The 26,547-nt window shown below is 42.2% G+C and carries 13 protein-coding genes; 6 read left to right on the forward strand and 7 right to left on the reverse strand.

All coding sequences use genetic code 11. The annotated features are described in order from the left end of the window. Positions 1 to 147 precede the first annotated feature (147 nt). The 5 genes from M1D52_RS04230 to M1D52_RS04250 form a co-directional block, all read right to left on the reverse strand. Positions 148 to 3,075 carry a glycosyl hydrolase 115 family protein gene (locus M1D52_RS04230; protein WP_437394269.1) on the reverse strand — a complete coding sequence of 976 codons (2,928 nt, stop codon included), beginning with the start codon at positions 3,073 to 3,075 and terminating at the stop codon, positions 148 to 150. A 509-nt stretch (positions 3,076 to 3,584) separates the two neighbouring features. Then, positions 3,585 to 5,012, reverse strand: a complete 1,428-nt coding sequence (locus M1D52_RS04235; RefSeq protein ID WP_437394268.1) for a family 43 glycosylhydrolase — start codon at positions 5,010 to 5,012, stop codon at positions 3,585 to 3,587. A 65-nt stretch (positions 5,013 to 5,077) separates the two neighbouring features. Then, positions 5,078 to 6,757: a RagB/SusD family nutrient uptake outer membrane protein gene (locus tag M1D52_RS04240; RefSeq protein ID WP_437394267.1), complete on the reverse strand. Its 1,680-nt coding sequence runs from the start codon at positions 6,755 to 6,757 to the stop codon at positions 5,078 to 5,080. Positions 6,758 to 6,768: 11 nt separating this feature from the next. Then, entirely contained in the window at positions 6,769 to 9,990 is a 3,222-nt protein-coding gene (locus tag M1D52_RS04245; protein WP_041387865.1) for a SusC/RagA family TonB-linked outer membrane protein, read from the reverse strand. Between the two features lie 232 nt (positions 9,991 to 10,222). Beyond that, positions 10,223 to 11,242 (reverse strand): FecR family protein, encoded by a 1,020-nt coding sequence (locus M1D52_RS04250; protein WP_041387042.1) that lies wholly within the window; start codon positions 11,240 to 11,242, stop codon positions 10,223 to 10,225. Between the two features lie 188 nt (positions 11,243 to 11,430). Between M1D52_RS04250 and M1D52_RS04255 the strand changes: the two genes are divergently transcribed. Further along, positions 11,431 to 12,777, forward strand: coding sequence for a rhamnogalacturonidase (locus tag M1D52_RS04255; RefSeq protein ID WP_437394266.1), 1,347 nt, complete (start codon positions 11,431 to 11,433; stop codon positions 12,775 to 12,777). 162 nt (positions 12,778 to 12,939) lie between these two features. Further along, positions 12,940 to 13,239: a hypothetical protein gene (locus M1D52_RS04260; protein ID WP_437394265.1), complete on the forward strand. Its 300-nt coding sequence runs from the start codon at positions 12,940 to 12,942 to the stop codon at positions 13,237 to 13,239. A 29-nt stretch (positions 13,240 to 13,268) separates the two neighbouring features. On the opposite strand, the gene M1D52_RS04265 is transcribed toward M1D52_RS04260, so the two are convergent. Together M1D52_RS04265 and M1D52_RS04270 are read right to left on the reverse strand one after the other, a co-directional pair. Further along, positions 13,269 to 13,898: an RNA polymerase sigma-70 factor gene (locus M1D52_RS04265; RefSeq protein WP_157622169.1), complete on the reverse strand. Its 630-nt coding sequence runs from the start codon at positions 13,896 to 13,898 to the stop codon at positions 13,269 to 13,271. 130 nt (positions 13,899 to 14,028) lie between these two features. Then, a complete protein-coding gene (locus M1D52_RS04270; RefSeq protein ID WP_457941724.1) occupies positions 14,029 to 15,324 on the reverse strand; it encodes an acetylxylan esterase in 1,296 nt (431 codons plus the stop codon). A 779-nt stretch (positions 15,325 to 16,103) separates the two neighbouring features. Between M1D52_RS04270 and M1D52_RS04275 the strand changes: the two genes are divergently transcribed. The 4 genes from M1D52_RS04275 to M1D52_RS04290 all read left to right on the forward strand — a co-directional run bounded on the left by M1D52_RS04275 (position 16,104) and on the right by M1D52_RS04290 (position 26,332). Further along, the gene (locus tag M1D52_RS04275) at positions 16,104 to 17,882 is read left to right on the forward strand and encodes an alpha-L-rhamnosidase-related protein (protein ID WP_437394262.1); all 1,779 of its coding nucleotides are present in this window, start codon (positions 16,104 to 16,106) and stop codon (positions 17,880 to 17,882) included. A gap of 89 nt (positions 17,883 to 17,971) precedes the next feature. Further along, the gene (locus M1D52_RS04280; protein ID WP_437394261.1) at positions 17,972 to 20,842 is read left to right on the forward strand and encodes a glycoside hydrolase family 2 protein; all 2,871 of its coding nucleotides are present in this window, start codon (positions 17,972 to 17,974) and stop codon (positions 20,840 to 20,842) included. Positions 20,843 to 21,232: 390 nt separating this feature from the next. Next, positions 21,233 to 24,502, forward strand: coding sequence for a SusC/RagA family TonB-linked outer membrane protein (locus tag M1D52_RS04285; RefSeq protein ID WP_437394260.1), 3,270 nt, complete (start codon positions 21,233 to 21,235; stop codon positions 24,500 to 24,502). An 18-nt stretch (positions 24,503 to 24,520) separates the two neighbouring features. Next, on the forward strand, positions 24,521 to 26,332 hold the full coding sequence (locus M1D52_RS04290) for a RagB/SusD family nutrient uptake outer membrane protein (RefSeq protein ID WP_437394259.1): 1,812 nt from the start codon (positions 24,521 to 24,523) through the stop codon (positions 26,330 to 26,332). Positions 26,333 to 26,547: the final 215 nt, after the last annotated feature.

The following is a 26,547-nucleotide window of genomic DNA, read 5'->3' on the forward strand; positions in this document are numbered from 1 at the left end:
GCAAATCCATATATGTTATATTACTGCACCTGCCAGGGCTGCTATTAATAACTCAACTAGTTAACAATTCAACAAGAAACAATAGGTCTCACTTCAAAGAAAAGCGATTTAAAGCTTATCACTGTCATGTTCTGTTAGGCAGGAAGCTCATAACTTTTTGATATATGTTTCGGGAACAGTACGGTAAGCCTTCTTTAAGCCGCCTAAATCTATACGGATTTCATCTATAATAACGCCTGGATCCACACAGAAAATTTTCAGCTGATGTTTGCCGGTCTTCAAAAAAGGCATCTCAATTTTTCGCTCGGCCCGGTTTCGCAAGACATTTTGTTTCCACTCCTCGCTTCTTCCGACCGTTCGGATATCGACCATTTTTAAAGGGCCGTCGTCAATGGATACGGCATAACGGACCTGATAGTTATTGTTGATGGGATGTGTAGGTAAAGCAAAAATGGTAACGGAAGGATTGGTCTCCGTAAAATTGTAAAAGTCATACGCGACAAACGTACCATTTTTCTTCATCGCATCGAGATCGGTTGTGACATTTCCTTCCACCGTTAAGGGAAAGGCCTGGATGGCATTTTCCGTATACCCTAAGCCTGGGATCACTTTCCACTGTTTTGCTTGTTGACTATTTTGTCGATTAAAATGATTGGCGTGTATACTAACAAAACCATTGTTTTCAACAAAACCCTTATAGTTAGCTAGCTGTAGCATGGCAGGATTACTGGCTGATAATGAAAGCACTATTTGCTTGCCACCCCCCGTGATCGTAATGCTACCGGGTACGCTTTCTTTTTTATTTATGTTTTTCCAATCAATATCTACCCACAAACGCACTTGATTTTTTCCCGAATCAGGAAAAAGCTGTCCGTTCATTTTTGATAATCGAATCCACGGGTGCGAAACGGAGGCTTTCCATTGCATAGGCTGGCTCTTTTTTAAGAAAACATCAACAAAATACCGCTGCTTATTGAACACATCAAAGGGAGGTAAAGATAACCGAGGCTGATTCGTTAATAGAGAAGAATCTTTTGTCACCAAACCTTCAGGAGCTATGTCCCAAACGTCGACGCTATCGATATGAATAGTGGCTATAACCGGTTCTTGATATACGGCCAAATCTCGTGGTTTCATAGACATGATATGTTTCCATTTCCCCTTGGCTAGTTTTGTGTTGTAATTTGTTGTTTCCACTATGATTCGTTCGTAAGCCTTCTTTGCCAATCGGGCATATTCATGAGCGCTAATTCTATTTTGCTTGGAGTAGAAATAACTTTTGTCGCGGTACAAGAACTTTTTATTAATCTGTGAGGCGCCAATCACCGGATAATATACCAGTTGAAAAAAAGCATCGGCGTCGTGGGGGGATATCTGTTTACGCAAATCACTAACTGCTAACTCCAATGCTTGGTACTGATCGATCCGCTTTTGCGCTTCATCTCCATAGTAAAAATGATTAAAATCGGTATATGTAGTCTCGGTATTGGGTTCCGTCTGGCTCCATCCCATAAACTCAGGACGACGCTCAAATGCTAGCTGATAGTACTTCCAAAGAATCGATTGAATTAACGGTGCTTTTTCCGCTCCGAAAATACTTTGCGTCCAGTGCAATAAGTGTTGTTGCGTATACTTGCCATCTTGAAAGGGAGCGGGGTTAAATGCCATGTCCAAAAATTGCTGTATGTTATATTCTTGCGGTTTAATATCGCCTACATTAAGTACCCATAAGGTACGGGCACCCGTTTCATATGCCTTGATCATTTCTTCAGCCATTAAGGCTGGATGCATTGATGGCAGCCATAGATAGTCGTGGGGACGGCCCCAGTAGGAGGCGTGATAATAAACGCCGGCACCTCCTGTACGATTCCGTTCCTGTTCGTTGTTCAGTCGATGAATATAGCCATAATTGTCGTCGGGCCATACTAAAGTTACATCATCGGGCACCTTTAAGCCATGGTCATATATCTCCAGTACTTCTTTATAGGGAGTAAGAACTTGCGGTACGGCTGTTACATCCTTATTAATATACTTGGAAAGCAAGGTTCTTTCCTCATGGATGATACTTTGTATCAAAGGGACAGCCTCTTTCAAATCATTCACACCCTCCATTTGGCCGTCGTGAATACCACGCATACCTAGTGTATAAATAGCATCAATCCCTTTGCTTTCTTGTATTCGTCCTTCCCAATATTGAAGGATTCTCTTCTTGTTAGTAAGGTAGTTAAAGTGTCCCATCGCCTTTGTGTCCCACTCATCTACATTATTGCGGAGCATCGGTTCAGCATGAGAGGAACCGATAACGATTTGATAGTCTTCGGCCGTTTTTCGATTACCTGGGTAATGAAAGAAGGCTTTCGTACTCGGGTGCATAGCAGGCCATATAAGGTTTGCTTTTAACCGTAATAATAATTCGAATACCTTAGCATAGGTTTTAGGGCCAATATCACCGGTTTCAGGCTCAAAAGTTTTTGCCGCCCAAGGTTGTAATCCCCAGTCCTCGTCATTAATAAAGATTCCTCGGTATTTAACAGCAGGTGGCTTCGAAACATAACTTTTCTGTTTTAATATCAATTCTTTGCTCTTTTTTACAGGCGCATCTGCCCACCAGTACCAAGGGGAGACGCCAATTTTCTCGGAGATCGTAAATACACCAAATGCCGTACCGCGCGGATCGCTCCCCGCAATTACCAGTGCTTTCGATATGTTTTTGGTCGGTTTATTTATGATATTTAATCCAAAGCTTTCCCATTTGCCCTTGAGTTTTTCTGTAAAGTCATTGTCTTTATGCAGTACTGTTCTTATCATCGCAGATTGTATACTGCCTATAGCAATAACGTTTCCACTTACTTGGGAAAGTTCGGTAAACACCCGCGGTTTGCAAGATGTGACTCTTTCGATATCTTCGGCAAGCAGATTCGCGATAATTGAATCTAGTTTAGGAGCCTGTTTATCGTATAGAATCAATACTTTGTCTGTTTTGGTAACGAACGGAAACAGATCGTCTTGCGCTATGGCACAGGTGGAAATCGTTAATACGAGAATGAGTAAACAAAAACTTTTTTTCAAATTCATTATTAGTAATGTTACATTAAACATTGATTAATTTTCAATAAAATTGCTCCAACTGACAGAAATCTCGCTTTTAAAATCTAAAAAAGGAACCTTTTTAATCATTTGTTAACTTTTAAAGGCATTCAAGCTTCCCTACGGAAGGTTTCTTGGCAAAAAGTTGAACAAACCGAAGAACGTAGTGATGAGTTCATGAGCACCTTTTTAAATAAACAAGGGCGAATAAACCCAAGGCCGTTTTTCCGACACTCGATACCTTTTTGGTTATTCGCAGGAACCCCCCGTTCTACTTGAAATGCCACATCGGATATCCTGCGGTTTTGCAGGTTGATGCACTACCATTGCAGCAGGAGATCCAAGTGGCGAGTTTATTTGCGTTCCGTTCATTTTTGGCGCTCATGAGCTCCCTACGGTCGGTTTTAGTTTCTTTTTTGCGGGAAAAAGAAAAACAAAAAGTTCTTTTAATATAAACACCTTCATCTGTATGTTAAAAAGCGAAGCCTTTGCTACAATTAGTGGTCATTTTGATCAATTACAATTTTATTCAGTGAAACCATGTATCCTGTACTTCCGTAAAGACGTTTTCGCTTGTCTGACCAGTTGCCGCGTTCGCCCATTACGGTAACTGTCAAGGTATAATCATCCTTTGAAAGACGAGGACTCAGAAATTTGAGCGTTGAAATGGGGTATTTGCAGTACATATCAACGATAGAAGAAAACACGGTTTGTCCATTGCTATTTCGAAGTTTTACAAGCGCATAGCCTCCATTGGGGCGTGCCACCCCATAAAAACCAACCTGCGTACCTTGGAACTGTATGGAGAAAGAAGCTCCTTTTACATCAGAACTTCGTGAAGACAGGGTGTCTTGTTGCCAATTGCCCGAATACTTTATTCTGTGCATATTAACACTTTCGATAGTTGTACCTTCCAACAACGTTGGCGATGCCATTCCGGTTGAAACATCGACATTCCAAGCTTCCAAGTATACCGGAATGGATAGGGAGGTACCATCAACAATCAGCGGTTGCCAGACATAGGTAGCAGCAGAATTTTGTTTGGGGAAAGACCAACGATCACCCATATACATATAAGTAGTGTCTTTTGTCCCTTCAATTGGTAATACAAAGGTGCATTGCGAGTTCCAGGTGAGGGAACCTACCGGTGCTAATAAACCTCTTTTTACCCAAGGTCCTTGTAGCGATTTAGCCGTGAAGTAATAGTTGTCATTTCTTTCCCAGCTCGTTAGGTTAGAACCTAAAAAATAGTACAGACTATCTTTGCGGAAGATAACTGGCGATTCGAATCCGGACGCCATGGTTTCGTTTACCTTTTCTTTCAGACTTTTATAATCGTTAGCTAGTTTATAAATTTCACCACCGTGTACCAGTATGTAGCCGGAGCCATCCCGATCCTGAAACGCACCCATATCCCATTGCCTAATAGGATTACCTTCGAAAAGCAAAGCTCCTTGAAAAATGTAAGGGCCGGTAATTTTTGGAGAAGTGGCGTAACCCACAAATTGATCCTTATACCCCAATGTATCCACATGCATATACATAATGTATTCGCCTGTTGTTGGGCATTTCATGACTTTAGGTCGTTCACCCACCCTGTTTGGTCCTAACTTGCCTGCTGGCTGCACGGGAAGAGCCATGCTTTCAAATTTCCAGTTACATAAGTCGGTAGAAGAATAACAAGAAAAGCCATTAAATACATTAGCAGAATCAGTTTTGTATTCTCCAAAAAGATAATATTTACCGTTTTCCCTTACGATGTTTGCCCCATGGGCACTCAAGGTTTTGCCTTGATTGTCCATCCAAGGAATACCGGAGTGAATGGCATTATAGGCTTTTCTGCTTTGTGCCGAGGTGATGGATGTGCTCAGTACAAATGTTATTATTAATATGGATTGAGCCAAGCGTCTAATTATGATTAACATCTTGTTTTTAGGTGTTATATAATGAATCCAAGCAAGCATACCATATCTCCCTTGGATTCATTTCGTTAGTAACCGGGGTTCTGCGGGTAACCTTCCGTATCGCGATCTATAACGGATTGCGGAATAGGACGTAGATAGTATTTATCTACTACACCTCCCGGGTTTGCCATTTTTGTTAAAATATTATATTCGAATGCACGAGCTAAGCGTTGTGTTCGTTTAAGATCCAACCACCTTTTGTACTCCCCGGCCTGTTCGCGTGCTTTTTCATCCAAAATAAAATCGATGCTTACATCTGCAGCACTGATGTTCATGTTCTGCCCGGGCTTTGCTGCACGTTGACGGATCGTATTCAGCTTTTCTGCTGCTTTGTCGAGCTGGCCGAGCTTAAAATAGGCTTCGGCAGCTAGTAAATAGGTTTCAGCCAATCGAAATAAGAATACGTCTTTTGTACTTGCGTAGGCAAATTCATTGTTATAAGGAAGACCGGCATTTGGATCATAAAACTTATTGATCATAGGAAACTTCTCTAATCCTCCTACATTGTTAAAAGCTTGCTTCCATTTATCAATCCGAATGATTTCAACATTCGGATTGGACGCCTTGAGGGCAATAGAATCGGCTGTTGTAAAAGGTTGGTCGGGGTAGGGGAAATAATAACGAAGCTCACCGGCCTGTATCGCCCCATCTGTTTTGGTTGCATAAAACCGACTTAAAAAGGTGGCATCGTAGCGAGAATCCTTGGTGGTATTGTATAAGGTGTACAAAAACTGGGTAGGCATAAAATTCGAAATCCGCCTGTTGTAATCTCTTAATCCGGTTACCTCGTCAAAACCTTTCTCGCGCCAATATCGCCAGCCGAATAGGATGTTTTGGCCGTTACCATTGTATCCCGGCTGTGCTCCATACTGAACAGCGAAAATGATTTCTCTATTCAGTTCATTACCAGGTTGAAATACTTCGGCAAAAGTTGGAAGTAGTGCGTAATAAGAACTGCCAATCAATTCTTCTGCCAGTTGGGCGGCACGCTCAAAATCGGCCGCCTCACCGAAGGATTTATATCCGCGTGTTAAATATAACAATGCAAGCAAATGCCGGGCGGCCCCTTGCGTTGCCCTTCCCGGTTCTGTGCTTGCGGGGTTTGCCTCTAAATTAGGTAAGACGGCATTTAATTCGGCAATCATAAAATCATATACCTCTTGTTCAGAATTGGGAGCGAAATGCGTAACCGGCGAACTGATCTCTTCCTGCACAATAGGTACATTTCCAAAATTTTCGACCAGTAAATAATAAAAATAAGCGCGTAAAAAACGTACTTCCGCAAGTCTTCTATTTTTGATGTTTTCTGCTAAATCAGGAATACCCTCCGCTCGATTAACCGCTGTATTGCAACGTTGTATTCCTCTGTAGGCTACTGTGAAAAAAGTGTCGATGGGAACATTGTCAGCGGTTAATGAGCGGTATTCGTTAAGCTGAATGGCGGGGACCTCATTCGCCTGCCCACTTACCAGTTCTATTTCGCCTCTTGTGGTGATGTCGGTTCCCCATTCAAATAAATTAGGGTTAGGGCTATAGATACCCCTAAGCGACGCATAACAGGAGTTGATTAATGATTCATAGCCGGCCGCATTAGTGTAGTAATTTTCTGCAGTAATGCCGCTTAAATTTTCTTCGGTCAGAAATTTTTTACAGGAAGTGAATCCCGCAAAGATTATGACAACTATAATGATAAGTTTCTTCTTCATTTGATTCAATTTTAAAAGGAAAGATTTACCCCAAAAAGATAGGTAGCAGTACTTACAGCGGTCCCATAAGTGTTTTGAATGGCCCACTCGGGATCATATCCTTTGTAATTAGTAAACAAAAATGGATTCGTAGCCGTTGCGTAAACCCGTAAGCGGTTTAGTTTAAGCTTTTCGATAAGGCTGCTTGGAAAAGTATAACCTAAAGTAATGTTGCTGATTCGGACGAAATTTGTCTTTTGATAATAGGCTGCATTTACAAAAGGACCTGGGTTACCAGGTTGAAAATGGGCCTGAGAGGGACTGCTTGGTGTCCAATAATCTACTTTTACCTGGTTATAAATCTGATTGTAATTCATAAAAGAACCATCAAACGAGCTACTAAACTGCTCGCCTTGTCGGGTATAAGCCAGTACATAAAGGTCCACGTTACCGTAGCGGAAAGTATTGGCAATCGAACCTGTCCAGTTGGGGACTCGCTTACCAATAATCTGCCGATCGCTGGCATTGATGACACCATTATTGTCTATGTCTTTTACGCGGACCTGGCCGGGGAGTTGATTATATTGTGCGGCAAGGCTTCGTTCACTTTCTTGCCAAATACCGTCAAAAACGTAGTCAAAATTTACCTGAACGGGTTGCCCAATAAACAAACGGTTTCCAATGTCATCGTTTTTACCATTGGCTGTTTCCAGTATTTCATTTTTGTTAGCATCGAAAACGAAATCGGTTTTCCACGAAAATTTGTCTGTTTGAATATTAACGGTACTCAATCCGATTTCAATTCCTTTGTTTCTCAGTTTGCCCAAGTTGTCTGTAACAAAGTTCCATCCCGAAGGTGCCGGCAGATTGCGGTTTAATAGAATATTGTCGATTTTTCGGTTATATAGGTCGATCGTTCCATAAATGCGGTTTTGTAGCAAAGCAAAATCTAATCCTAAATTGATTTCTTTCGTCGTTTCCCAAGTTAATGCTTTGTTCGCTAAACGATTAGGAGAATAACCCTGTATAAGGGAATTTCCGAAAAAATAAGTGGATGCTCCAAGTGTTGCCTGTGTGGTGTAGGAGTCTATTCGGTCGTTTCCTGAAGCACCGTAACTTAATCGTAATTTCAAGTCATTAATGGCATTTATTTTTTTGACAAAGCTCTCTTCTGACAATCGCCAGGCAAAAGATGCGGAAGGAAAAAAGCCCCATTGATTTCCTTCTGCAAATCTTGAAGAACCATCCCATGTACCCGATGCGGTTAAGAGATATTTATCTTTATAACTATAATTAATACGGGCCCGTGCAGAAGCTAAAGTATATTTTGTATAGCCAGAACTTACGGTAGGTCCACGGAAGGTTCCGTTGAAGTCGGTATTTGTTGCCGAACCTACATTGTACCACAAAGAATTATAAGGTAAATTGTAGACATCGATTCCACTGGTTTCCAGGCGGTCCTTCTGCATACTCTGTATGGCTGTAACGGTCAATTTATGCCCTCCATTAAGCTCTCGCTCATAAGTTGCTTGGTTATCCCAAAGCCAGTTTATTTGTTCATTCGTGTCGTAGTCCCTTGCCTGCGCGTAACCTCCATTGCCTGCGCCCTCCTTGGATAGCGCACCAAAATACCAACCTCCTCGGCCTATGTCCAAGCTTGGTGAAAAAGTCGTTTTTAAGGTGAGGTGGGCAACAGGCTTTACTTGAATATAAAGTTGACCAAATGCCCGAATGGATCGGTTTTGACGAATATCGTTTTCTTGATCAAATAAAGGGTTGATAACCCCATCTCCTCCTAGTACACGGAATACCCTATTGCCATTGTTGTCGTAAGGAGATACAGTAGGTGGCATTCGATACGCTGAACGAAGTGATTCATAACTGCCTAGGTTTTGTAGGTTCTGTGCAGCATAGAAGCTCATGCCTGCTTTCCATTTCTCATTGATCTGTCTGTCAACACTTCCGCGGAAGGAATAGCGTTTAAAATCTTCGGGGCTCACATTGCCTTCTTCGCTTAGTATACCGGCGCCAAAAGCAAACTGGGTTTTCTCATCTCCTCCGCTTGCAGATATATTATGATTCATTTGCAAACCATTTTTTAGCAAGAGAGAAGGCCAATCAGTAAACCTTCCTGCGTCTATATTTTCCCATTGTTCAGGTGTGAAAAACGCTGCATTCGTGCGTGAGGTATCTCTCCCCGTCGCTAGAAACTGTTGGGTACGGAACTCTACATATTCCGGACCGTTGAACATGCGGGGCAAATTAACCGGCTTTCTTATTCCCATATAACCATCATAAGAGATAGTGGTTTTTCCTTCCTTCCCTCGTTTGGTGGTTACAATAACGACCCCTTTAGCACCGCGGGAGCCATAAATAGCGGTAGCCGATGCGTCTTTTAAAATGTCTATTTTTTCAATATCTGCCGGGTTCAAATCATTTAATCCCGAAGTAGTAGGAATTCCGTCGATCACAAACAAAGGTGAACTTGGGCCACTAAAAGAACTGATCCCCCGGATAGTGATGTTGTAACCCGAACCTGGTTTCCCTACATTTTTTACCACTACCGCACCGGGCGCCTGGCCCTGTAAGGCACCGGCAGCGTCGGGGGTAGCAGCTCGTGCAATGGCGGTTGAGCTTACGGAGGCTATTGATCCGGTAACGTCGGCTTTTCGCTGCGTGCCATAACCTACAACCACCACCTCATTCAGATCCTGTCCGGCTGACGAAAGCTGTATAGTGAGTGATGTTTTTCCCCCAACAGGCATCTCTATCGTATTATAGCCTAAGTAGGAAATTACCAAAACAGCATCGCTGGCCGCTTCAATTACAAAGGCACCATTGCTATCCGTTGACACCTCTCTGTTGATACCCTTTACCTTTACCGTCGCACCAGCTAGTACTTGTCCGGTTTCATCCACAACCTTACCTGTAATCTTAATATCGGCTCGTATCGGATTTTTCGGAACAATGGCTAGCAGTTGATCGGGTAAAATTTGTAGTGTAAACGGGGTGTTGTTAAGGAGATCATTAACAACCGTTAATACATCTTTATCTTGCACGGAATAATTCTCATATTGTTTAAGAGGAATATTCCTTTCGCTGAATACAAATCGATAGCTGCTTTTCTTCTCAATCTCCGAGATGATTTCCTTAAAACCGGCCTTTCCGATATTTAAGGTAACCTTGGTTTGGGAATATCCCGCTGCTAACATTTGAAAGTTGAAATACACAATCAATGCAAATGTTAATTTCATAATAAGAATTGGCTTTTTGAGGCAATAAATCCCCGAAACACCTCGATGGTGTCTGAAAAATTTCATAACTTTAAAAATCTTAAGGATGGTCAAAAGCAGACTCCCGGTCAAAGCAGTCTGCATTAATTACAATCGTCTTTAATGTAGCGGGGATGGCGAGTCCCCGTTGCTTTTTAATCGGGTCCTAATTCAGTTTTCATAATGTTTTGTTAATGGTTAGCTGTTCGTAGTTTTAATAAATAAGTATTTTTTTGTCTTGCATGGTGTAAGAAAATGGTTCAACTAAACGTAGGGCATTTAAAATGTCCGTTACCGACTCCCGCTCAAAATGGCCAGTGAACTTTAGTTGCTTCAGGTGTTGGTTTTTGAAGTCAATTTTTACGTCATAAGCTCTTTCGAGCATTTTGGATACATCCACAAAAGATTGTTCTGCGAAAATAAGCTTATTGAATATCCATGAGGTTTCTATTACTGTATTGTCCATCTTTTGTAAATGCGTAATTTGGGTTATGGCACTCGACTTGCTTTCCGGAAGTTCATCTTTGGCAGTCGGATTCCTGACAATCAGTTTTTCAGAAGGCATTAATGTAAGTCGGTCAGCGGGTCGATCCTTTAACGTTACCTCTATAGCCCCTGTCAATAAGGTTGTTTCGCTAAACGGGTCATCAGGATAAGATTTAAGGTTAAACGATGTTCCCAGCACCTTGATATCCATTTGTTCGGTATGGATAATAAAGGGATGTTTGGGGTCTTTAGCAATGTCAAAAAAACCCTCTCCCACCAAGGTAACCTGTCGTTGCTTATCCTTAAATGTTTTGGGATAGATGAGCTTACTTTCCGCATTTAAGACTACTTTACTTCCGTCGGGTAAAGTAAAACTTTTCTTAGCTGCTCGTTCAGTGTAGGCAATTTGCCGCGTAGAAATTCCGACGAGATAGGTCATAATTGCAATAGAAGCTATAATAAGCACAAAAACGGCGGCAGCAACTTTCCATAGATACTGTTTGTTCTTACTTTTTTGCGAAGAAATAGGGAACGCTTCCTGCTGTGCGATTTTCGTCCGGATCTTGTTAAAGACACGCTCGTCCGATGAGTGGTCGGATTGATTATTAGATAGATAAGCTTTGAACAAATCATACCGCGCCTTAAGCAAAGGATCTTGGAGCAAGCCTGCTAATTCGCTCTCCTCCGATGCTGTTAATTCATTGGTGAATTCTTTTGTTATCAATGTTATGAATCGATCCTGTGACATATGCGGTTTATACCTGTATATGGAGAGGACAAATTTTTTGAAGAAATTACCTACAAGAAAATAAAAAAATGTTATTTCTTTAAAATATATCAGGACAGCACAGGTTGCAGTTAACAAAAGAACACCCTTTTTTTGGAATAAATGCAAATGGCAGCTAGGCACTAACCTTGTTATAATCATTAGAAAAAATGCAATATAAACACCTGATCATTTTAGCTTTCGTGTTATTCTTCTATTTCCTTGGTTTCAAAAATACCGGGAATTTATTCGCGCAAAATTTTCCTGATGGAACGCCTATTCCGGCTTGGTTTTCAGATACAAATAGGATCGAAGCGAATGCGCTCGGGGAAAAATATATCATTACTGACCATGGTGTAAAAACCGATAGCACCCTCGTACAAACAGAAAGTATCCAAAAAATTATTGACAAGGCGTCTGAAAATGGTGGTGGTGTTATTGTTATTCCAAAAGGCGTTTTCCTTACGGGATCACTCTTCTTCAAACCTAAAACACATCTATATCTAGACGAAAGTGCAACGCTCAAATGCAGTGACAATATTGCTGATTTTAAAGTGCTTACTACCCGTATTGAAGGACAGTCGCTGAAATATTTTGCGGCCTTGATCAATGCCGATGGTTTGGATGGATTTACGATTTCAGGAAAAGGGATAATCAACGGCAATGGATTACGTTATTGGCAGGCGTTCTGGCTTCGCCGCGAGTGGAATCCGAAATGTACTAATATGGACGAACAGCGCCCGCGGCTATTATACATATCGCATAGTAAAAATGTACAGGTATCAGGCGTTCAGTTGCTTAATTCACCCTTCTGGACCTCGCATTATTACAAATGCGAAAACCTAAAGATTTTGGGTGTGCGCATTCTTGCAGGTTCAAATAATGGAAGTGAGGTTCGCGCGCCAAGCTCCGATGGCATTGACCTAGATGTATGCCAAAATGTGTTAATAAAAAACTGCTATATATCAGTAAATGATGATGGTATTTGCTTAAAGGGTGGTAAAGGGCCGACAGCCGATAAGGACCCAAATAATGGGGCTAATCGCAATATCATCATAGAAGACAATACGATTGAAAACTGTCCGTCTCTTACATTGGGTAGCGAATCGGTTTTTAGTGATAACGTCATTATGAGGCGTTGTACTGTGAAAAATACCTCTTATGTGCTTCGATTGAAGATGCGGCCCGACACACCGCAAAAACATAAAAATATATGGGTAGAAGATATTACCGGGACTGCACGTAACTTTCTTTCCATAGATGCATGGACGCAGTTTTTTGATTTGAAAGGGCAACCGGAGCCCAAATCTTCCGTGAGCCATTTGACTATGCGTAACTGTAAGGTAGCTTGTGATCGCTTCCTCCATATCAAATCTTCGAAACAGTACACGCTTTCCAATTTTACGTTTGAAAATTTAACTGTTTCAACGCCGAATGAAAGTGGTGTCGTGTTTGACTTCATCAGAGGTTTACAATTGAAGAATATCATTGTAAATGATAAGAAAGCGGTGAAATAAAAGGAACCTTTTCTTTAGTCACTTTTATTCGTTATTGTTTGTTTTAAAAGGCACTCATGCTACTTCGTGGTTTCCGCAAAAAGTGACGCAAAACCGAGCAAGGCGAGCTCATGAACCCCTAATGAAATAAACAATATGTGAATAAACTCATCGCTTGGAACTTTGCTACAATGGAAGTGCTTCAACTTGCAGGCCGCAAACTTCCTAGGCGATATTTTAGCAGAACGGAGGGCTTTTGCAGGCAGCCAACAAGGCCCCGTGTGTGGGAAAAACGGCCTTGGAGGATACCAACGCAACGAGCAGCAAAGCATTTGCACGTCTGTTTATATCGCAGTATCCAAGCGGATTGAGGAAGTGAAACGGCTCCAATACGCGGAATGGATGCTTTGCAATCAGGTGCAAGGTAGCCTACACCGCCTTGATTTTTGGTTCTTTTCATCTAAGGAAAAGAACATACGTTAAATAAAGGTTGACTAAATAAATCCTTTTTTTCAAAAACAGCTGCTCTGCAGAAAAAGAAAAAGAGCGATAGCTGAAGCAATGTTTTTAATAATTATTGCAGCATCAGACGCTTGGTGCTTGGTCATGACGCTATTTAATTTCGTCATCGCTCGATAGATTTGAGCATGAACCGTGCGTACCGAAATATTCAAAATTTCAGCCACTTCAGCACATTTCATTCCATCTTCCTTAACGAGCTTAAAGATGACGCGGCATTGATGGGGTAAAGAGCCTATCGCCCGATCTAACTGCATAAAAAGTTCTTTCCTTTCCAGTTCTTCGTCGGGGCGATAGGCATCAATTATTTCGTTTGTTTCTTCGTCTAGTGACACTAACTGCATGGAAGATTTTTTTTTCCAATGATTGAGTGCTTTATTCTTTACACAAATTAGGAGATAGACCTCGGGCTTTTTAACATGCTCCAATTTACTACGATTAAGCCATAAATCTACAAAAACGTCTGAAACAATCTCCTCTGATGTCTCCCGATCGCTAATATACTGTTGGCAGAATTTAATAAAATTGGCATTGGTCAAGCGGAATAATGCTTCAAAGGCATTGACATTGCTTTCAAAAAGCACTTGCTTCCAACACTTCAATATCTGTGTATCTCTTTCCAATTTTTGCGTTTTTGACTTGTAAGGCAAGGATTATCGGTTTATGAAAATAAATTCTGGTTATACAAAAGAAATATATCTCAACTGATTTTCCATCCTGTACCGTTATGTTAGTTTCGGTTATTAAAATTTCCTATTTGCCAAGCTTCTTTTCCAGCCATTCACCTACTGCCTCATTCTGTTCTTTATAAGTCCAATGTCCGGTTTCTAAAGCAAGATAGAGTTCTTTTGGAGACTGGATTACGTTATACACGGCATATAAAGAAGTTGGCGGACAGGTTTCATCGTTAAACCCCCATGAATAAATACCGGGCACTTTAAGTTGTCTTGCAAAATTGACAACATCATAATAACCCATTGTTTGTAGCTTTTCTTTCGTATTATTAACTTCCCGGCTCGCTGAATCGAGATAATGTGGCCAGCCACCGGCTCGGCCTTTTAGGTATCCTGTTAAATCACTTAGTGCGGGGTAATAGGAAGCTAAAAATTTGACACGAGCATCTAACGAAGCGGTTACAATCGCAAGTGCTCCGCCCTGACTGCCGCCAATCACTGCCAGTTGCTCACCATCAAACTGAGGTAATGAAGTAATGAAATCATTTGCTCGCACGCAACCTAAGTATACGCGTTTATAGTAAAAGCGGTCCCGATTATCTAAGTTATAATTAAAGTAGTTCCCCAACCCACCCAAACGGAGACTGGCATAAAGTTCAGGGTCCATGTTTACCGGTATGCCATGAATGCCTATTTCTAGGGTTATAAATCCCTTCTCGGCGGTTGCAATGTCGCCATTGTAAGGTCTAACGCCCGCGCCCGGAACTCTTAAAATAGCGGGGTATTTGCCCGCTGCTTTAGGGATGCACAGAATACCGTAGAGCCTGGAATTACCATAGTTCTGCATGTTGACATGATAGACGTTCACTTTTTCCGTACATCGTTCGGGCAATAGCGTCATCTTTGCATCTAGCGGAATTCCGGCCAGTTCTTTCTTGGCTTGATCCCAGAATGCGACAAAATCATTCGGCAGTTGGGCTGTTGGTTCAATTTGTTCCGGTGTAAATCCAGCGGTGGCAAGGCCTTTATATGCTTTGCCATTTACATAGGCATAGGCAGTTAAGCGAAGAAAGCCTGGCTGCTTCATGCCTTCACTTTTAACGGTATAGGACGCGGACGTCAACAGCAGCGAATCTTTCTTAAGTGCAGGCATTTTTTCCGGGCCGAGCTCATAACGTAAAGGAATATTCTTTAATGGATTGCCATTTTGAAGAATGGTAACCGTGAATTTCACCGGTTCATTTAGCTTGTATTCCCAGTTCTCATGATCGGGTGCTACTATCACCTTAATAAATTGCTCGCTAGGTTGGGCAGTTACTCGAAAAACAATTACAAATAGTAGAAACGCCCATAAATAAATAAATCGCATAGTCATAATTTAAGTTTAATAATGCCATTATAGCAAGGTTGTCGTTTACTTTTGCTAAAGTAATGAGAATTCGATATTGTTCAATTGTTATCTTCGATTTTTTTCAAGCCGATAAGTATCAAGATATAGGTATCGAGACATAAGTATCAGGATATAAATATCAAGACATAGAGCACTCACGCCCTAATAATTTCGCTTTTAACATATACAGAAGGTGTTTATATTAAAAGAACCTTTTTTTTAATCAACTTTATCGTGTTCTTTTTGTCTTAACACAAAAAGAACCAAAAAAGTCAAGGCTAATGTAGGCTACCTTGCACCTGATTGCAAAACATCATTAGCGCGTATTGGAGCCGTTTCACTTCCTCAATCCGCTTGGATGTTGTAATATGAGCAGACGTGCAAATGCTTTGCTGCTCGTTGCGTCGGTATCCTCCAAGGCCGTTTTTCCCACACACGGGGCCTGGTTGGCTGCCCGCAAAAGCCCTCCGTTCCGCTACAATATCGCCTAGGAAGTTTGCGGCCTGCAAGTTGAAGCACTTCCATTGTAGCAAAGTTCCAAGCGATGAGTTTTTGCGTCACTTTTTGCGGAAACCACGAAGTAGCATGAGTGCCTTTTAAAACAAACAATAACGAATAAAAGTGACTAAAGAAAAGGTTCCTTTTTTAAAAAGGAAACCCCTAAGTCAGGACGGCGCAGGTTGCGATTGCATAGCGTTTATGTGTATGTTTGCTTTAAGTCATTATATACACAGTAAAAACCGATTAAAGCCAACATAATAAGTATGAAATCATTCCTTCTCACAATCCAGCTATGTCTATGGACTTGTGCCTCTTCCATATTATATGCACAGTTACCCCCGGTATTTGAATCAATATATGATGGAAAAATACAAAAAGATGAATTGACACGGATTTTTATATCACCCCAACGGATTGTTTGGAAATATGCTGGAGATGGCAATTTGGTAACAAATGAAAATGAACTCTTAAAGATAGGGAATAGCCAGACCGAACTCGGTAAAAAAAATATGTGCGAAATGGTGAGTACCGAAAATGAGACCGCCTCAATCTTATTGGATTATGGAAAGGAAATACACGGGGGGATACAGCTTGTATTGGGAGGCTCTACACGTCGCGAACCATCTTTGGTCCGTATTCGTTTTGGCGAATCGGTAGGGGAGTGCAATAGCCAAACCCGAAATTATGAATGGGGAGTTGGGTATTCGACTGACGACCATGCCAAGCGAGATATTATCATGGAAATACCTCGGGATGGGTTAATAGAACTCGGCAATACGGGGTTCCGCTTTGTTCGTATTGACCTATTGCAGAAGAATACCACTATCCATATTAAAGAAGCGAGGGCAATTTTGCGATACCGTGATATACCTTATTTGGGATCATTTAGAAGTAACGATGAACGGCTCAATAAAATTTGGCTAACGGGAGCCTACACCGTGCATCTGAATATGCAAGAGTATTTGTGGGATGGTATTAAACGGGATCGTTTGATATGGCTAGGTGATATGCATCCGGAAGTATCTACCATTGCACGAGTGTTCGGTGACAATGACGTGGTGCCAAAAACACTGGACTTGGCTTGCCAACAATATCCCTTACCGCAATGGATGAACGGAATGAGTGCATACTCTTTATGGTACCTGATTATTCAGCACGATTGGTATAAATACAATGGGAATATTGATTTTCTAAGGAAACATCAAAACTATATTTTGGGCTTGATCGATTTAATTGACAGTAAAGTTGATGCTGAAGGTAGAGAGAATCTAGCTGCGGAACGCTTTTTAGATTGGCCATCTACTCCCAATAAGGAAGGAGTAGAGGCGGGGTATAGAGCGCTCATCGTCTGGGCGATGCAAGATGCTGTCAAATTATGTGAAATTTTAAAGCAACCGATTGCTGCAAAGAAAGCAGAAGCCTGTGTTGCACGTATGAATAAATATGTAAAAGATCATCATCAATTAAAACAGGCTGCTTCCTTAATGGCTATAGCCGGGCTTATTGATCCGGAAAAAGCTTGTAATGAAGTAGTTTCGGTTGGCGGCGCTAAAGATTTCTCTACCTTTTATGGCTATTATATGTTACAGGCACAAGCAAAAGCCGGACAATATCAGCAAGCCGTGGATATCATTCGCCAATATTGGGGGGGCATGTTGGACATGGGCGCCACTACCTTTTGGGAAGACTTTAATTTGGATTGGACAAAAAATGCTACGCGCATTGACGAGGTACCGGTACCAGGTAAAAAGGATATACATGGAGATTTCGGTGCCTATTGCTATCCCGGGTTTCGACATAGCCTTTGTCATGGTTGGGCATCCGGGCCTACCGCTTGGATGAGTGAGCATATACTTGGCGTGAAGATTTTGGAAGCTGGCTGTAAGGTCATCAAAGTCGAACCACATCTGGGTGACTTGCAATGGGTGGAAGGTACTTTTCCTACTCCCTACGGGCTGATTGAAATTCGGCATAGTAAGCGAGCTAACGGGACGATTGAGTCTACCGTAAAGGCGCCGAAAGGTATTAAGGTAATTAAATAGATGGTGGCAGGACGCGTCAGGATAGTCTTTTAACCTCATTCTTTTATTTTTAACGTATATAAACAATGCTTATAAATAAATGCCGGAGCATGCTTATCGCACATAAAACCTTCTTACTCTTTATTTTCATGACCTTTGGTCTGTACACCGCTTTTTCCCAAGAAGTCGAAAAGCGGGTTCAGTATCTATCCGGTACAGATAATGAACATACGGTGAAGTGGGACTTTTGGTGCTCGAGCGGACGGAAGAGTGGTAAATGGGGAAAAATTGCTGTTCCGGCTCATTGGGAACAACAGGGGTATGGGCATTATAATTATGGAAGGGATTATGTTACCTATGGCAAAAACTTTCGCTTTCATGACGAGAAAGGAGTATATCGACATACTTTTCCGGTTAATGAACAATGGAAGGGGGAAAAAATATTTATTGTCTTTGAAGGGGTAATGACCGATGCTGAGGTAAAAATAAATGGCCAATCCGCCGGCCCGATCCATCAGGGTGCTTTTTATCGCTTTCGTTATGATATAAGTGACAAGCTCCGCTACGGAAAGGAAAATCAATTGGAAGTTACAGTTAGTAAGATGTCCGGGGATCCGTCCGTTAATAATGCCGAACGACTAGCCGATTACTGGATTCTCGGCGGAATTTTTCGCCCGGTGTATCTGGAAATAGTACCGCCATCATTTATTGACTATGTAGCCATTGACGCAAAGGCTGATGGTTCTTTTCGTATGCAAGCTCACCTTGAAGGAATATCCGCACAAATGAAGGTGAAGGCGAGTATTATTGATCAACGAGGCAAAACGGTGGATATGCTGGAAGCTTTGGCCAAGGAAGGGGATTCCGTCGTGTCTTTTAATACCAAAGTGAGTAATCCTGCTTTGTGGACCGCCGAAAGCCCTAACCGTTACCGTGCGAGAACTGAGCTCTATAAAAATGGAAAGTTGGTATACTTAACGCAGCAGCAATTTGGCTTTCGTACCATTGAAATACGCAAGCAGGACGGCATTTACCTGAATGGCACGAAGATCAAAATGAAAGGAGTAAACCGACATGTATGGTGGCCTGAAACGGGACGATCAGTAAATGCTCGTATTGACTTGGAGGATGTGAAGCTGATGAAATATATGAACATGAACGCCGTTCGCTGCTCACACTACCCCCCTGATCAGTCCTTTCTAAATAGCTGTGATTCCTTGGGGCTCTATGTAATTGACGAGTTGGCCGGTTGGCAAAAAGCTTATGCCACACCGGTTGGCTCCAAGCTGGTAAAGGAAATGGTACTGCGCGATCTCAATCATCCATCCATTATCTTTTGGAGCAATGGGAATGAAGGCGGACATAATTTTGATCTAGACACCATATATGGGCATTGCGACCTTTCGAAAAGACCGGTGATCCATGCGCACCATCGTCCGGGAAATGCTTTCAACGGCATTGATTGTAATCATTACGAGGACTATTACAGCACACAGAAGATTTTAGCGGATACGAATATCTATATGCCCACTGAATTTCTACATGCACAAGACGACGGCGGTGGAGCCGCCGGGCTCGCCGACATATGGGAGCTGCATTGGAAGGCTAAAAGAGGCGCGGGCGGTTTCCTTTGGGCTTTGATGGATGAGGGATTAGTTCGTACAGATGAGCAAAATATGATTGACGTCAATGGCGTCAACGCGCCCGATGGTTTAGTAGGTCCCCATCGTGAGCACGAGGGAAGTGTGAATGCTATCCGGGAAATTTATTCGCCTATTAAAATCGATATGAAAAGCCTATCACCAAACTTTGACGGTCGCATTCCTTTGGAAAACCGTTTCCATTTTACCAACCTAGAACAATGTTCATTTAAATGGGAGCTATTGAATTTTGATATGCCGTTGCAAGACGGAGAAGGTTTTACCATTATGTCGAGTGGAAACGGAAAATTTCCCGCCGTAGAGCCTTTGGAAGAGGGTACCTTGCATTTGGATTTGCCTAATAATTGGTCAGGCCAAGATGCCTTGGCTTTAACGGCATTTGATCCGCATGGAAATGACATTTATCGTTGGGTCTGGAAAATTAAAGATAGCGCCAGGCTAGCGGTTCGGAATTTTGATGAACCAATTGACAAAGCAGTTGAGTTGACTGAACAAGACAGCCTTATCCAAATGAAAGCCAATGGTATAACGGTCTCAATTCATAAAAATACAGGCCTATTGGCGCATTTAGCGAATGCTTATAGTAAAGCACTTTCTTTTAAAGACGGGCCTGTTTTAGTGAGCGGACAAGCAAAGGCCGTATCAGTAAAGCATTACCGGGAAGGTCATATTGCTGTTGTGGAAGCGTCATACAACGGTGATTTAAAGTATATCAAATGGAAGATGGATAAATCGGGATGGCTCGAAATGGACTACGCTTACGCATTAAGTGGTGATCAACCTTTCGCCGGCATTAGCTTTTCTTACCCCGAAAATTTTGTGTTGGGCGTGAAGTGGCTTGGAAAAGGGCCCTATCGGGTTTGGAAAAACAGATTGCAGGGAACTACCTATAACGTTTGGAAGAATCGGAATAATAATACGCAAACGGGTAGTTATCCTTGGCGCTATCCCGAATTTAAAGGTTATTACGCGGATGTCACTTGGATGGAAATGAACACCGTGGAAGGTAAATTCTATATGTCTTTTCCGACGGAAGACCAATATGTACGCCTGTTTGATTTTTACGGACTAACCGGCGCAAAGCCACATCCGGATTTACCTGTCGGGGATATCTCTTTTTTGGATGCGATAGCACCGATTGGTACTAAACTTGCGTTGAATATGACCACTGATGCCAAAGGACTGGGACCGCAAAGCGAACTGAATCACCTCTCCGGAAAACTCATCGAAAGAAAGGTTTATTTTTACTTCGGAACTCCAAAAGTGAATGGGGAAAACAAACAATTTGAGATGCCGAAAGTAAATGTACTAACGGATTAGTTATTGGTTATTAGTTGCCGGTTTTTAGTTGTGGGTTGCGAATTGCCAGTTGTGAGCAGAGGCACCCCTAAAGGCAATAATACTTAACTACTCAACTATTTAACAACTTAACTATTCAACAATTCCGGAAACGATTGCGTAGTTTAACCTACAGTTAAAAAGTGGCTTTATTGTTATGTCAGCAGCTTTTTTGATACTCTTGGTTTCCTTAAGCAGGACACTACAGGACGCGGAGGCTTTCTTCACTCTTTAATATTGCGCTCAGCTAACAAATACCTAATCGACATAAACTAACCAATATCATTCGATTTTAGCATTACTTGTTAGGCGAATTAATTATTGAACGGATATATCCCGATTCAACTAATGTAAATCTAATAAACTAAACTTATGAACCGAAAAATTACTAAAATGTATGCAGGGCAATTAAAGTTACCTTGGCGCATCAATGCCTTGCGGACTTACTGTTTACTTACTGTTCTTTTGTTTTATGCACTGTTGCCCTCCGCTTTTTCGCAACAACCTGTTCGTGGAAAAGTAATTAGTAGTCAGGATGGCGCATCGCTGCCCGGTGTATCTGTCTTTGTCAAAGGCACAAAGCAAGGAACTACTACCGATGCGGACGGAAATTTTGTCTTACAAGCCGGTGAAGATGCCGTGCTGGTTTTTTCCTTTATGGGATACCTTAGTAAGGAAGTCCCTGCAAAAGGAGTATCAACCGTGTCATTGGAAGAAGATAGTCAAGGTTTGGACGAGGTGGTCGTCATTGGTTACGGAACGGCGAGAAGACGGGATTTAACGGGCGCCGTTGGTACGGTCAAAGGGAGCGAAATCAGGAATATACCGGTAACCAACGCAGCACAAGCGATTACTGGTAGGGTTGCTGGGGTTAATGTAGTGACGCAAAGTGGGGCACCTGGTGCTGATATTAATATCACTGTCCGCGGTGGGACTTCCATAACGCAAGGAACCAACCCCTTGTATATTGTGGATGGCTTTCAAATGGAAAACGCATTACGTAATGTTGATATCAACGACATCGAATCGATCGAAGTCTTGAAGGACGCGTCAGCCACCGCCATCTATGGTGCACGCGGTGCTAATGGTGTAATTCTAATCACTACCAAGTCAGGTAAATCCGGTAAAACCGAGGTAAATTATAACACATATTTCAGTTTTGAAAAGCTGAGCAGTAAGCTTGATCTACTGAACACAGAACAGTATGTGAAATATCAGTATGAATTTCAGACACTTGCGGGAAAGGAAAGCCAGTGGGCGAACATGTTTGGTGGTGATGTGTCGAGCAGCGACTTCTATACCGGAGCTTACGATCGGATTGCACGCGACTATGGGTCACGGGCTGGCATCGATTGGCAGGATTTAGTGTTTGGGGATCAAGCTATTTTGCAGAACCATAACGTTAATATTAACGGTGGTTCTGAGAAAACGAAGTTTATGGTCAGTTATAACTTCACCGGGCAGGATGGAATTCTTGCAAAAACGGGTTATGAAAGAAATAGTGTCCGTGCTAAATTCAACCAGCGATTGGCCGAAGGGATTAGTCTTGATTTCAACACAAACTTGCAAGCCACCAAAACAGAGGGAGGTGGTTCTTTAGGCGGCATGCTCAAAATGTCTGTTTTGCAGCCTCCAACGGGTGGTATCCGATTTACGGACGAACAATTGATCCAAAGTGATATAGCAGAAGAGCTGCAGGCAGAGGATTCCCAATACGATATCTATAATCCGATTATTACAAATGATGCGGTTACCCAAACGAAATATGCCCGTTTAGCGGGAGTCAATATGGGCTTGAATGTGGATTTTCTTAAGGATTTCACGTTTCGTACCGCTGGAAGCTACCAATGGACACAAACACGCAGTGATTACTGGGATGATGGTCGTACGCGAACGGCACAAAATAATAAAGGGCCCTACGGTAGTCGTAACAACAGTGAGAAATTTATATGGCAGATCGTCAATACCCTTTCTTGGAAAAAAACGTATGATAAACATAATTTCAATGCGGTATTAGGACAGGAGACAACTTATGAGGAGTCGATGTCGTTAAACAATACGTATTATGAATTTCCTGAAAATAATTTCGGCTTGAATGACGTCGGTATGGCAGGAAGGATCGACCGTCCTTCGTCTGATAAATCACGCTATGGCTTGGTTTCCGGCTTTGCCCGTTTGATGTATAACTATGATGATCGTTATCTATTAACGGCCACGATTCGACGCGACGGTGTATCGAAATTTATGCCCGGTCGGCAGTGGGGCACTTTACCTTCTGCGTCCGCTGCTTGGAACATTGATCGAGAGCAGTTCATGGAGAACATCAATTTCTTCGACCAGCTGAAGTTTAGGGTGGGTTATGGGACAACCGGAAATTGTGATATCGGGAATAATACTTATACCACTTTGTATCAATCCACCACTTATGCCATTAACAATGTAGAGGTTAATGGATTAAAACCGACAGATAAATTGGGTAATCCGCTCTTGCAGTGGGAGAAGACACAGACCACCAATATTGGCTTAGACTTTTCTATTCTTAAGAATCGGGTGTCACTAACGGCCGACTATTATAATAACATCTCCAAGAACTTGCTTATTAGTGTGGCTATACCCACTTCTACGGGTTATACCAGCCAAAATCAAAATGTGGCTTCCATCAGAAATAGAGGCTTTGAGTTCCTGCTAAATACAGTGAATGTTCGTTCAAACGACTTTCAGTGGACAACAAGTTTAAATATCTCCTTTAACCGATCGAAAGTATTATCACTCTTCGGTGGCGACCGTGATTATATGCGCACCAATTTGAGTTCTCGTGTCGATTTCTGGACGGAGCTCAATAATACGGTCGGACTGTTTTATGGCTATCAATACGATGGCATTTATACAACCGATGATTTTATCCAAAACGGTGATGGTAGCTATACCTTAAAAGACGGAGTGGCCTCCTTGAAAGGTAAGGCGCGTTCATCCATAAAGCCAGGGGATGTTAAGTATGTAGCGCTCAGTGGTGAGACCGATGCCGACGGTAACCCGGTTTGGTCCACTAATGATCGCACCGCCATTGGAACCCCTGAACCCAAGTATTTCGGTGGTATCAATAATACTTTTGCCTATAAGGGTTTTGATTTAAGTGTATTCCTCAATTTCAGTTACGGTAACCAAGTTTTTAATATGAACTCCCAGCGTTACATAGGACCTTATCTGCCCAATCAAAACTCGCTGTCTGTTATGAATAACCGCTTCACTTTAATTGATCCGGCAACTGGTATGCAAACAAGCGATTTGGGTCGGTTGGCGGAGCTAAATCCTAATCAGCATGATAAAAAAGCGATGTGGAGTCTGCATTCACCGAATAATATTGCTATTACTGATGCCTTGGATTACTACCTCGAAGATGGTTCTTTCTTACGCATCAATAACATCACACTGGGATATACTTTACCTAAATCATGGTTACAGAAAGCCTTCATAAATAATGCAAGAATTTATTGCACCTTGAATAATATCCATACATTCACCGGTTATTCGGGCTATGATCCGGAGGTTTCAGCTACGGGGTCTATTCTCACCAGAGGCGTAGACAATTCGGCTTATCCAAGAACAAAAAGTATTGTCGTAGGCGCTAACTTAACCTTTTAACCGTAAAGCTTGTCAATCATGAAAACGAACATAAAACTTATTTTTTTGTTAGGGATTGTTCTTTGCAGCTCCTGTAAGAAATGGCTGGAGATGCCGTCCGAAAAAGAATTCGATAGTGAAACTATTTTTGATAACGTCTCCCGGGCCGAGATGGCGGTATTGGGTGCCTATAGCAGCACCTTCAATCGTGAATTATATTATCAATTCGGTATGGGAACCGACGAATGTTTCTCTACCGAAGGAGAAACCAATTCAAAAAATCAGGTAGCGAATTATGTATATAATACTTCCAACATTCCTACTTCTACTTATACAGCGATGTATGCCGGTGTCGAGTACGCAAATGTATGTATTAAAAATCTGCCGCAAATGGAGGCCGCCAATGAGCAGGAAAAGCGCAAACTGGATATGCTCTTAGGTGAATCGTATGCCATCCGGGCGATGAATCTACTTAATGTGGTCCGTTTCTTCGGAGATGTTCCGTATCCCAAAATTCCGGTTGTGGATGCAGGGACCTTCAATTCGTCAAGAGTAAGTCGCGACACCATCTTGGATGGGTGTATTGAGGATCTTCAAAAAGCGATCGAACTGTTACCTTGGAAAGGGGAGGGGATGGTGGCCACGTCGGAGCGTTTTACTAAAAATGCTGCTTATGGAGTGCTTGCCCGGGTAGCGTTGTATGCTGCCGGTTATTCATTGCGCTGGGACCTGAATTCGTATTCTCCAGGTTCTGTTAAGATAGCACAACGCGACGATGTCAATCGCATTACACAGCTGTACGAGATTGCTCGAGACGCCTGCAAGGCCATTGTAGATCGTGGCGAAAATAATTTAATTGCTTATGAGACGGTATTCCGCGATTTGGTGAATGGACAGTATAATGTTGAGACAATGCTTGAATATGGTCAGTATGGTGCGAATAGTAATGATGGTTCTATTGGTTATACAAACGGAATGTTTGCCCATACGAACTGCATGTTCGGTAAGGCTCAACCGGCCATGGGAGCTTTGCCAACTTACTATTTCGATTTTAGTGAGGGTGATGTCAGAAGGGACGTAGCGATTTGTAATTATAGCATCGCGAGCGATAATACTCGGCAGATGAACAACTATGCCGGTATGACCATCGGTAAATTTCGGGTGACATGGAAAGCGGAAATTGGAACAGCTATTAATAAACGGGATATCAATTGGCCGGTACTGCGTTACTCGGATGTCTTGTTGATGTATGCCGAAGCTGAAAACGAACTGAACCATGGTCCAACAGCCCTTGCCGTTGAAATGTACGAAAAGGTACGGTCAAGAGCTTTTAACAATGATCGAGCTAAAATGGGGGCAACACCGAGTGGTTATGAGGACTTCAAAAAGGCCGTTATTTCGGAGCGGAAATTAGAACTCGGCTTTGAAGGCTGGCGCAGGACCGACTTGGCTAGGTGGGGTATTTTATACGAAACACTTAGTGAAACGAAGCAGAAACTCATTCAATTGGCAAAAGGTGAAGGGCCATATGCCGGTGTTGACAAATATCGGGCTTACAAAAAAGAGCAAGCTAAATCTTTCCTCGATCCGGTCGTCGCAGTTCCTTTTATCGGTTATCCGCAAGCTCCAACAGCGTCTGAGCAGCAGGAATTAAACACTCAAGGCTATACCTTACTTGAAATGCATGGTAATGTTTCGCTCTTTAACGCGAATAGAACCGATGCCACCTCGGCTTGGATAACAGGATTGTTCCGAGGCCTCGAGAAAAATAAAGTGGAAATTTTACCATTAAATGCCACAACGATTGATGACAACCCGGGATTACAAGGACAGCAACATCCGCTTTATTAGAGAGTAGTTAATAGGGAGTAGGGAACTAGTTAAATGGAATTCCCTACTCTCTATCCCCTTGTCAAATTTATCACTTCATAATGCCTGCCGGTAGGCAGGCATCACTACTAAACTACTTCCCTACTCAATTATTCAACAATTCACTGATTTCTTTACTCCCCCGCAGGCCCCATCATCACATTAGCTAATTCATCAATTGGCTAATTAACTACTTA

It is taken from the genome of Olivibacter sp. SA151 (assembly GCF_054130995.1).